Below are 6,336 nucleotides of genomic sequence, written 5' to 3'. Positions count from 1 at the left end.
TTCAAATAGTGGAAATACAACTACAGGTAAGTTACCAAAAACAGGAACAGCAGGTGTTGCAGGAACATTAATTAGTGGTATTGTTGCTTTAATTGGTGGGTTAGGATTAAGTAGAAAAAATAGTAAAAAATAATTAGGTGTAGAAAATTTTATTAATAAAGGGGCTTCTAATAAACTAGAGGTCCTTTTATTTATAAACATTATTTGGAGGTTATAAAATAAAAATATAAATTAAGATATCTGTAAATACTCCTTACTTAAAGTAATATTATAAAGTGGGGGTGTTTTTTTTATGGGATAAATAATATAGTAACATATTTAGAAAACTTAAATTTTATTTCAATTTTTTTAAGACTTACTATGGCGGTTATTTTTGGTGGAATAATTGGATATGGTAGAGAAAGAGAAAGAAGACCGGCAGGGCTTAGAACTCATATACTTGTTTCTATTGGAGCAGCGCTTGCAATGATAACAAATATTTATGTATGTAAGGAATATGGTACAGCTAGTGATCCAACTAGACTGGGAGCTCAAGTTATAAGTGGTATTGGTTTTTTAGGTGCAGGAACTATTATAGTTACAGGTAAAAATAAAGTAAGAGGATTAACTACAGCAGCTGGGCTTTGGGCATCAGCTTGTATGGGATTAGCTATAGGTGCAGGGTTTTATTCAGGTGCTATTATAGGTTGTATATTCATTTTTGGAGTTACTGTAGCTCTTGCAAAGATTGATAAAAGAATTAATAATAAATCTAGGAATATAACCTTATATATTTTAGTTGATTCAACTAGTGCTGCATCTAAGTTATTAGTAGATATACAAAGTAAAAATGTACGGATAAGTGATATAGAAATAAGTAATAATAATGTATCATCTAATGATTTAATAGGAATTTTATTAGGGCTTAAGATACCGAGAGAAGTATGCCATAATGATTTTATAGAATCTATTAATAATAAAAATGAAGTTATTTTTATGGAGGAGATTAATTAGTAAAATCAACTTGTTTAATATAAATATATAATTAATAGTTGAATATTAATTATATATGTGAAAATGAGTATAAAATAGTAAAAATTTAAAAGAAAATAATTACCTTATTTTTGTTTAATATAATAATCAGGTGATTAAATGAAATTAAAATATATAGTATTAACAATATTAATGATTATTTTAATAGCGCCTAATGATACTATGAGGTCTACACTTCCAATTTCAAAGATGTCTACACAAGGAATATATAACTTCGAGGAAAGTGGAGTATTTAATGCCAATGTAAAATTAATAAAAGGTGACAAAATAACTTTTTTTGTTATGGAACCTAATCAGAATATAGTTCTTTATATAAAATTAATATTAAATGAAGAGGTAAGATTAAAAGATCTTGATAAAAATTACACCATTTGTATTATTGGGGATGGAGAAGTCGCAATTACATATGATAAGACGAAATAAATAATAGTTTGTGAAAAGTTAATGTGAGTTAGAGAATAAATTGCTTTTAATGAAGGTTATATGTGTATAAAAAATTAAAAGCCTTGATATTACGGAAACGAGTAATATCAAGGCTTTTAACTTGTTAGATATATAAATGGTGCCGGCAGTGGGAATCGAACCCACACGGTAAAACCGCATGATTTTGAGTCATGTGCGTCTGCCAGTTCCGCCATGCCGACATATTTAATATATTAATAATGGTAACATGTAGAAGAGATTATGTCAATAAAATTTAATTGTAAAAAGTGGAAAAGTAAATTTGAAAATTATGTATTAAAGAATGTTTGGAATATGTCACTATATAAAATTATTGAGAACAGGATGTAACTTTTTATCATATATTGTTTATATAACGATAGAACTTGTATATAGAAAGGAAAACAAAGGTATGGAGTGGTTTATGGACTTGAGTCCAGTAATACAAGGACTAGTTGCCACAATATTTACATGGGCAATAACAGCACTAGGTGCATGTTTAGTATTTTTCTTTAAAACAGTTGATAAAAGGGTTTTAAATTGTATGCTTGGATTTGGGGCAGGAGTTATGGTAGCTGCTAGTTTTTGGTCTTTATTAAATCCAGCCATAGAGTTATGTTCGGAATTAGGATATAGTCAAATAATATTGCCGGCTTTAGGCTTTTTTGCAGGTGGAATATTTATTATATTAGCTGATAAAATGATGGATAAATATTCTTATGGAGTAATCACAGAAAATGATGAAATTGCAAAAGATTCTGTAGTGCAAAGATATAAAAAGAGCATATTACTAGTTGTGGCAGTTACTCTTCATAATATACCAGAAGGATTAGCTGTAGGAGTTGCCTTTGGAGGTGTAGCAGCTGGAATACCATCAGCGTCAATAGGGGCAGCTATAAGTTTAGCTTTAGGAATTGGGCTTCAAAATTTCCCAGAGGGAGCTGCGGTTGCTTTACCATTAAGAAGAGAAGGGATCTCAAGGGGAAAAAGCTTTTTTTACGGACAGGCATCGGGTATTGTTGAACCGATAGCAGGAGTTTTAGGAGCAATAGCAGCTATAAGCGTTAGAAGTATGCTCCCGTTTTTCTTAGCATTTTCAGCAGGAGCTATGGTTTCAGTTGTTGGTTCAGAGTTATTGCCAGAGGCCTCAATTGAAAATAAGGCTTTAACAACAATTGGTTTAATATTAGGATTTATAACAATGATGATCTTAGATGTAGCGTTAGGATAAGAATGAATAAACAAATAGTAAAAGGATGACACTTATCAATATGAATGTGTATCATCCTAATTACATAGATTTGTAAAAAAAGGTAGTTTTAATAGTTGGATTTTTAAAGAATATTTATTTTATTAATATAATTATTTAATATTAAAGAAAGCTTGTCTTCCTCTATATTCAGCAACTTCACCTAACTCTTCAGATATTCTTATAAGTTGATTATATTTAGCAACTCTTTCTGATCTTGCAGGTGCACCAGTTTTAATTTGACCAGCGTTAACAGCAACAACTAAATCTGCTATAGTAGTATCTTCTGTTTCACCTGATCTATGAGAAATAACAGCAGTATATCCAGCTCTATTAGCCATTTCGATAGCATTTAAAGTTTCAGTTAAAGTACCAATTTGGTTTAACTTAATTAATATTGAGTTACCAACACCTCTTTGAATACCTTCTGATAATCTTGAAGTGTTAGTTACAAATAAGTCATCACCAACTAATTGAACTTTATTGCCAAGTCTTTCAGTTAATAGCTTCCATCCTTCCCAGTCTTCTTCAGCCATACCATCTTCAATAGAGATAATAGGATATTTGTTAACCCATTCTTCTAAGAAGTCAACCATTTCTGATGCTGTTAAAGTTTTTCCTTCATGTTCTAAAACATATTTTCCATCTTTATAGTATTCAGAAGATGCAGCATCTATTGCTATGAACATTTCTTTTCCAGGTTCATATCCGGCCTTAGTTATAGCTTCTAATATAACTTCTATAGCCTCTTCATTTGATTTTAAGTTTGGAGCAAATCCACCTTCATCACCAACACCAGTTGAGTAGTTCTTTTCATTTAAAGTTTTCTTTAATGAATGATATACTTCAGCACAAGCTTGGATAGCATTATCAAATGAATCAAATCCTACAGGCATAACCATGAATTCTTGTAAATCAACAGAGTTATCAGCATGAGAACCGCCATTAATTATGTTCATCATTGGAACAGGTAAAACTTTTGCATTTACACCACCAACATATTGATATAAAGGAAGTCCTAAGAAATTAGAAGCAGCTTGAGCTACAGCTAAAGAAACTCCTAAAATAGCATTAGCACCTAAAGTACCTTTATTATGTGTTCCATCTAATTCAATTAATTTTTTATCTATAGCAGTTTGATCAAAGACATTATATCCTACTAATTCCTTAGCAATTACTTCATTTACATTTCTTACAGCAGTTTGAACGCCTTTACCCATAAAGTAATCTTTATTATTATCTCTTAATTCAACAGCTTCGTATATACCAGTTGAAGCACCTGATGGTACAGCAGCTCTTCCAATAGTTCCGTCTTCAAGGATAACTTCAACTTCAACAGTAGGGAAGCATCTTGAATCAAGAATTTGTCTTGCAACAATATTAATTATTTCTACAACATTTTTCATTTTAAAATCCTCCTTTAATATATAAAACAGATATTAAAGATAAGTGAAATCAGATACTAACTGAAAATCATTATCAATATTTTGTTTAATTATAGCAAATTATATAAATAAATGGCAAGTTAATTGATAATAATTATCAATTTCGTTTTTAAAATGTTTACTTTAGGCAATATTTTGAAAAAACTATAAGAAATTTTAGCAATATGATAAAAAAATATCATTTTCTTATTGTTAGAGATTGATTCATCTGTTATTATATAAAGGTAGGATAGATTTATCCCCAGCGGGGTGAATCTTGACCCAGTTAAGTACAGCCTATTTATTACATAGTATTTAGGATAAGCTATAACTAATATTAATTAGGGAGGAATCAATATAATGATGTATTCAAAAGAAGTTGAAGAAATGTGCGTTGTTGCTAAAGGCGCTAATCATGCATGTGCTCCAATTCCAGTTGAAGGAAAATGGGTACAAGCTACACAAATATCAGATATTTCAGGGTTAACTCACGGAATAGGTTGGTGTGCACCTCAACAAGGAGCTTGTAAATTAACTTTAAACGTTAAAGGTGGAGTTATCCAAGAAGCGTTAGTTGAAACAGTTGGATGTTCAGGAATGACTCACTCAGCTGCTATGGCTTCAGAAATATTACCAGGAAGAACTATATTAGAAGCTTTAAACACAGACTTAGTTTGTGATGCTATAAATACAGCAATGAGAGAATTATTCTTACAAATCGTATACGGAAGATCTCAAACTGCTTTCTCTGAAGGTGGATTACCAATCGGAGCTGGTTTAGAAGATTTAGGTAAGGGATTAAGATCTCAAGTTGGTACTACTTACGGAACATTAGACAAAGGACCTAGATACTTAGAAATGGCTGAAGGTTACATTACTAAAATCGCTTTAGATGAAGATAATGAAATCATCGGTTACAAATTTGTTCACCTAGGAAAAATGATGGAAATGATCGGTAAGGGAATGGATGCTAATGAAGCATTAGAAAAAGCTGCAGGTCAATACGGAAGAGTTGCTGACGCTGTTAAAGTAATCGATCCAAGACACGAATAATTTGTAAGGAGGAATTTTAATCATGGCATTATTTGAAAGTTATGAAAGAAGAATAGGACAAATCACTCCAGTATTAGAAAAATACGGAATGAAAACATTAGAAGATGCTAAAGCTGTATGTGATGCATACGGAATAGATCCATATACAATCGTTAAAGAAACTCAACCAATCGCATTCGAAAATGCTGCTTGGGCTTACGTTTTAGGAGCTGCAATCGCTATAAAGAAAGGTTGCACAAAAGCTGCTGATGCTGCTGAAGCTATCGGAGAAGGGTTACAAGCTTTCTGTATCCCAGGTTCTGTTGCTGATGACAGAAAAGTTGGTTTAGGACACGGAAACTTAGGAGCTATGCTTTTAAGAGAAGAAACTAAATGTTTCGCATTCTTAGCAGGTCACGAATCTTTCGCTGCTGCTGAAGGTGCTATCAAAATAGCTGAAAAAGCTAATAAAGTAAGAAAAGAGCCATTAAGAGTTATATTAAACGGTCTTGGAAAAGATGCTGCTAAGATAATTTCAAGAATCAATGGATTCACTTACGTTGAAACTAAATTCGATTTCTTCACTGGGAAATTAGAAATTGTTAATTCAAAAGCTTACTCAAACGGTCCAAGAGCTAAGGTTAATTGCTACGGTTCAAATGACGTTAGAGAAGGTGTTGCTATAATGCATCACGAAGGTGTTGACGTATCAATCACTGGTAACTCAACTAACCCAACAAGATTCCAACACCCAGTTGCTGGAACATACAAGAAAGAAATGATCGATTTAGGTAAGAAATACTTCTCAGTTGCATCAGGTGGTGGTACTGGAAGAACTCTTCACCCAGATAACATGGCTGCAGGTCCAGCTTCTTACGGTATGACAGATACTATGGGAAGAATGCACTCAGATGCTCAATTCGCTGGTTCTTCATCAGTTCCTGCTCACGTTGAGATGATGGGATTAATCGGTGCTGGTAACAACCCAATGGTTGGTATGACAGTTGCTGTTGCTGTTGCTGTAGAAGAGCACGCAAAATAATATAACATCTAAGTTAATTTATAACTAAGAAGTTTTAAAATAGAGCTTCATGTATAACTTTTACAAGTTATGCATGAAGCTCTTTTGTTTATTGAATTTTATATAATATAACATCA

General features: G+C 32.1%; 6 protein-coding genes and 1 tRNA gene. 5 read left to right on the top strand and 2 right to left on the bottom strand.

The features are described 5' to 3' along the window. Positions 1–360 precede the first annotated feature (360 nt). Both I4V51_RS04460 and I4V51_RS04455 read left to right on the top strand, forming a co-directional pair. Entirely contained in the window at positions 361–993 is a 633-nt protein-coding gene (locus tag I4V51_RS04460) for an MgtC/SapB family protein (protein ID WP_195987111.1), read from the top strand. Positions 994–1,131: 138 nt separating this feature from the next. Further along, positions 1,132–1,455, top strand: a complete 324-nt coding sequence (locus I4V51_RS04455) for a hypothetical protein (protein ID WP_195987110.1) — start codon at positions 1,132–1,134, stop codon at positions 1,453–1,455. Positions 1,456–1,592: 137 nt separating this feature from the next. Here the strand turns inward: I4V51_RS04455 and I4V51_RS04450 are convergent. Beyond that, positions 1,593–1,676 (bottom strand) — tRNA-Leu (locus I4V51_RS04450). A 209-nt stretch (positions 1,677–1,885) separates the two neighbouring features. Between I4V51_RS04450 and I4V51_RS04445 the strand changes: the two genes are divergently transcribed. Beyond that, complete coding sequence (locus tag I4V51_RS04445) at positions 1,886–2,704, top strand: ZIP family metal transporter (protein ID WP_195987109.1); 819 nt, start codon at positions 1,886–1,888, stop codon at positions 2,702–2,704. A 131-nt stretch (positions 2,705–2,835) separates the two neighbouring features. On the opposite strand, the gene eno is transcribed toward I4V51_RS04445, so the two are convergent. After that, positions 2,836–4,128, bottom strand: coding sequence for a phosphopyruvate hydratase (gene eno / locus I4V51_RS04440; protein WP_195987108.1), 1,293 nt, complete (start codon positions 4,126–4,128; stop codon positions 2,836–2,838). 378 nt (positions 4,129–4,506) lie between these two features. Between eno and I4V51_RS04435 the strand changes: the two genes are divergently transcribed. Both I4V51_RS04435 and I4V51_RS04430 read left to right on the top strand, forming a co-directional pair. Then, positions 4,507–5,199, top strand: a complete 693-nt coding sequence (locus I4V51_RS04435) for a hypothetical protein (protein ID WP_195987107.1) — start codon at positions 4,507–4,509, stop codon at positions 5,197–5,199. Positions 5,200–5,221: 22 nt separating this feature from the next. Beyond that, complete coding sequence (locus tag I4V51_RS04430; protein ID WP_195987106.1) at positions 5,222–6,220, top strand: GGGtGRT protein; 999 nt, start codon at positions 5,222–5,224, stop codon at positions 6,218–6,220. Positions 6,221–6,336 lie beyond the last annotated feature (116 nt).

This window comes from Clostridium sp. D53t1_180928_C8, assembly GCF_015667795.1.
Classification (GTDB): Bacteria; Bacillota; Clostridia; order Clostridiales; family Clostridiaceae; genus Clostridium.
Note: the sequence above shows the minus strand (reverse complement) of the source record. Positions and strands in the feature narration are given on the sequence as shown.

Bases quoted from the DNA above. Each gene is read 5' to 3' on its own strand.
- I4V51_RS04460 (WP_195987111.1), top strand. From the start codon at position 361: ATGGCGGTTATTTTTGGTGGAATAATTGGATATGGTAGAGAAAGAGAA.
- I4V51_RS04455 (WP_195987110.1), top strand. From the start codon at position 1,132: ATGAAATTAAAATATATAGTATTAACAATATTAATGATTATTTTAATA.
- I4V51_RS04445 (WP_195987109.1), top strand. From the start codon at position 1,886: ATGGAGTGGTTTATGGACTTGAGTCCAGTAATACAAGGACTAGTTGCC.
- eno (WP_195987108.1), bottom strand. From the start codon at position 4,128: ATGAAAAATGTTGTAGAAATAATTAATATTGTTGCAAGACAAATTCTT.
- I4V51_RS04435 (WP_195987107.1), top strand. From the start codon at position 4,507: ATGATGTATTCAAAAGAAGTTGAAGAAATGTGCGTTGTTGCTAAAGGC.
- I4V51_RS04430 (WP_195987106.1), top strand. From the start codon at position 5,222: ATGGCATTATTTGAAAGTTATGAAAGAAGAATAGGACAAATCACTCCA.